The 3210-nt window shown below is 67.8% G+C and carries 4 protein-coding genes; 1 reads left to right on the top strand and 3 read right to left on the bottom strand.

The window, feature by feature from the left end; genetic code table 11:
* The 3 genes from GA0115259_RS23895 to GA0115259_RS23885 all read right to left on the bottom strand — a co-directional run.
* The coding region (locus GA0115259_RS23895) for a hypothetical protein (RefSeq protein WP_093600849.1) at window positions 1-207 on the bottom strand (207 nt) is incomplete at its 3' end.
* A 345-nt stretch (window positions 208-552) separates the two neighbouring features.
* Window positions 553-1083 (bottom strand): DcrB/PsbP domain-containing protein, encoded by a 531-nt coding sequence (locus GA0115259_RS23890; protein WP_141716668.1) that lies wholly within the window; start codon window positions 1081-1083, stop codon window positions 553-555.
* Between the two features lie 190 nt (window positions 1084-1273).
* On the bottom strand, window positions 1274-2098 hold the full coding sequence (locus GA0115259_RS23885) for a phosphotransferase (RefSeq protein WP_256098113.1): 825 nt from the start codon (window positions 2096-2098) through the stop codon (window positions 1274-1276).
* Between the two features lie 148 nt (window positions 2099-2246).
* Here GA0115259_RS23885 and GA0115259_RS23880 point away from each other — a divergent pair.
* The coding region (locus tag GA0115259_RS23880; RefSeq protein WP_141716667.1) for a transposase at window positions 2247-3210 on the top strand (964 nt) is incomplete at its 3' end.

Here is a 3210-nt window from a genome sequence, read left to right as displayed (position 1 = left end):
TCGGCTGGCCTGCGTGACACTGCCCGCGACCTGCCCCAGGATGTCCGTTATTCCCTCACCGACCGGTGTCGGGGCGAGCAGGACACCCAGGGCCAGCACGATCACCACGGTCATCCGCTCGTCACGCCTGCTCCTGGACTCCGTCCTGCGGCGCAGCCGCAGGACCACGATGACAGCGAGCAGTACGGCCACGTTGATCGTCAGCACTTGCCCGGACCTCCAGTCGGCACCAGCCGTCCCCGCCCGACCGCGAAGACGGATATCCCAGCACCCCTGTGTAGCCCGAACGCCTCAGCCGCGCCCCTCAGTTACCAATAGTTGACGCAAAGTGATCTCCTGGCCGGATCCAGGCACGGAGCCAGCGTGTGTGCACGGCGCACCTCCCCGGCGAAGAAGACGGCCGAGCTGCCGGGTGGGCAGGAACTGCGGCGCGCCGGCTTTCCCTTTTCCCTTGCCTTCCCTTTCTTCCGTTCTCCCTTGATGAACGGCGGGGCTGGCTGCGGTCGATTCCTGAGCCGGGCATACGCGCACCGGGTCTCTGTGAACAGGTACTCAAACGCGCTCCGCGGCAATGGCCAACGGGCCGTCGTGATTGTCGAACACCAGCGTCAGCTTCTTTCCGTCCCAGGTAATGGGGACCTGGCTCTGGTCCGTTTCGTCGTAGCTCCACTGAATGGTCACCGACTCCGAGTCCGACACCTGCGAGGGCACCGGTGTCCCGACACCGCGTTTGGGTCCGGAGTTGTCCTCACGCTCCTGTGCCGAGACCTCCAGGACGCCGCCGGTGAAAGCGTAGGTTCCGTACAGTTCCCGGGTGAGCGGCCCATGCTTTTCGCCGGGCGGTGGTGTTGCTTCTGACAGGTCCCACTTGCCGTCGGACACGGTGAGAGTGCACTCGCTCCCCTGCGCGGCAAGCTTCCATTTGCCCTTGGCGAAGGCTTCTACCGTGTTCTCGGCGACACCTGAACCGCCCTCGTCGCCCCCACATGCGCTGAGCACTGTGGCGAGCAAACCCAAACCTACGTACTTGACGGCCGATCGGCGTCCCACTACAGACGCCAACTGCCGCACTTCTCGGATCACGATCGACTCCCTGTGATGTCTGGCAGAGGAGACGCAGAGGTCCAACAGCGTGGCACGTCGGCAAGCCGTCACGCTACGGCGAAGCACTCATCGTCTACCGCCCCGGTCTGCAGCATCCCTGACACATGTCCGGGATGACGTGTCCGGATCAGGAACAGGCCCCTACCTTGTTTTTTAACGTCCGGGCGGGTCAGTGCAGCAGGGCGGCCGTGAACGTCTCGCGCTGGGCCGCCAGCCATGTCTGCATGCGGTCCCAGCGTTCCCATCCACCGCGCTCGGCCAGTGCTTGGAGGTAGGTGGGATCACCGTTGGCGACGCGGCGGGTGACGAAGGCCCGGCAGGTCTCGGTGGCCTGCTCGATGACACCGGGCAACTCGGCGCGTTCTCGCGGTGAGAGGCCGTAGCTGTCGGCGAGGATTCGCAGCCGAGCGGGTGCATCGAGGTTGGCGGGGCAAAGCGCGGTTGCGGATGCGGGATCGAGCATGGGTACCCAATAGCGGGCGGCCATGGCGACGTCCCAGATGGGGCGGCCAGGGGCCGCCAGGTCGAAATCGATCAGAGCGACGGCACGGCCGTCGCGGAAGACGACGTTGTCCGGGCACACGTCGTTGTGGCACAGCATCGTTCCCCCGGCCGGATCAGCGAGGTCCCCGGACCATCCAACGCCGGTGTCGACCCTGATGGCAGCGCTGGCCTCGTGCAAGCGGCGCAGAAGGTTTCCCACCGATTCGAGGGCGGCTTTCGTCAGCACCCAGCGTGGGAACGGCGGCAGAGCGACGTCGCCGGGGATGAACGTCAGCTGCTCGCGGCCGTCCGCAGTGAGACGGACAGGGGTCGGAGCCGCGTCAAAGCCGTGCTCCTTCAGCGCGAGAAGGTGGGCATGGAGGGCGCGCGCGTTGTGCGGTGCCGGGCGTTCGACCAGCTCACCCCGACGGAACACCGCCCCCGCGTTCACCATGCCGCCGACCAGCACTTCGGTGTTTGCCGCTTCGCCTTCAGCCGCCACGCCGATCACGCTACCGCCAGGTCGGTCTCGTGTGGGCCGGCTCGAAACGCGACTCGAACTTGGTCGCTCACCTGGGGATTCGCCGGACACGTCAGTGGCCTCGCTCTGATCATGTGCTCCGACCAAGGACGCACGCGACCAGACCGGGGCCGTAGAGATGAGTGTGCTGCAACAGCCGGACAAGCGGGAGGCGTTCGCGACGCTGTCACGCTTCCGGGCGGAGTTCTACGAGCGTCTGAGCGGACGCGGAGATGCCCTGTTCGAGCTCGCCGACGCTTTGCTGTGCACGGATAGTCCCGTGAAGACGCTGGTGGACCTGACGCTCGCGCCGGAACACCGCCGCGGGCATGGAGCTCTGTACGGCGCGCTCAACTGGGGCCGCATCGACGTCGAGCGGCTGCGCCGGGCGGTGGCTGGGGTACCGCTTCCACGGGCAGCGGACGGCCGGCTCGTGCCGGCCGTGGACGTCTCGCCGTGGTTGCGGCCGGACGCCAACACCTGCCCTGACCGGGCCTTTTGCCACACGTTCGGCCGTGGTGAGGGCAAGCACCAGATGGTCCCGGGCTGGCCGTACTCGATCGTGGCCGCGCTGGAGAGTGGCCGTACATCCTGGACGGCGGTGCTGGACGCGATCCGCCTGGAGCCCGGGGCGGACCTCGCCGCGGTGACCACGCTCCAGATCCGCGACGTCGTCGAGCGTCTCGTCGCCGCCGGTCAGTGGCATGAAGGCGACCCGGAGATCCTGGTGGTGCTGGACGCCGGCTACGACGCACCCCGCATCGCCTATCTGCTGGGCGACCTGCCGGTGCAGATCCTCGGCCGGCTCCGCTCCGACCGTGTGATGCGACGGCCGACGCCCCCGCGCGTCTATGACCCCAAGAACGGCCGGCCGCCCAAGCATGGCGGCGAGTTCGTCTTCGGCGACCCCACGACCTGGAGAGCCGAGCAGGCCGTGACGACCACGGACACCCGGCTGTATGGAAAGGCGACGGCGCAGGCGTGGGACCGGCTGCACCCGCGTCTGACCCGGCGGGCGGCCTGGCTCAGTCACAACGGGCCGCTGCCCCTCATCGAGGGCACCGTCGTCCGCCTGGTCGTGGAGAAGCTGCCCAGCGGCGGGG

This window comes from Streptomyces sp. MnatMP-M17, from assembly GCF_900091995.1.
Taxonomy (GTDB): Bacteria; Actinomycetota; Actinomycetes; order Streptomycetales; family Streptomycetaceae; genus Streptomyces.
The sequence above is the reverse complement of the archived record's forward strand: the minus strand, read 5'-3'. Positions and strand labels throughout refer to the sequence as shown.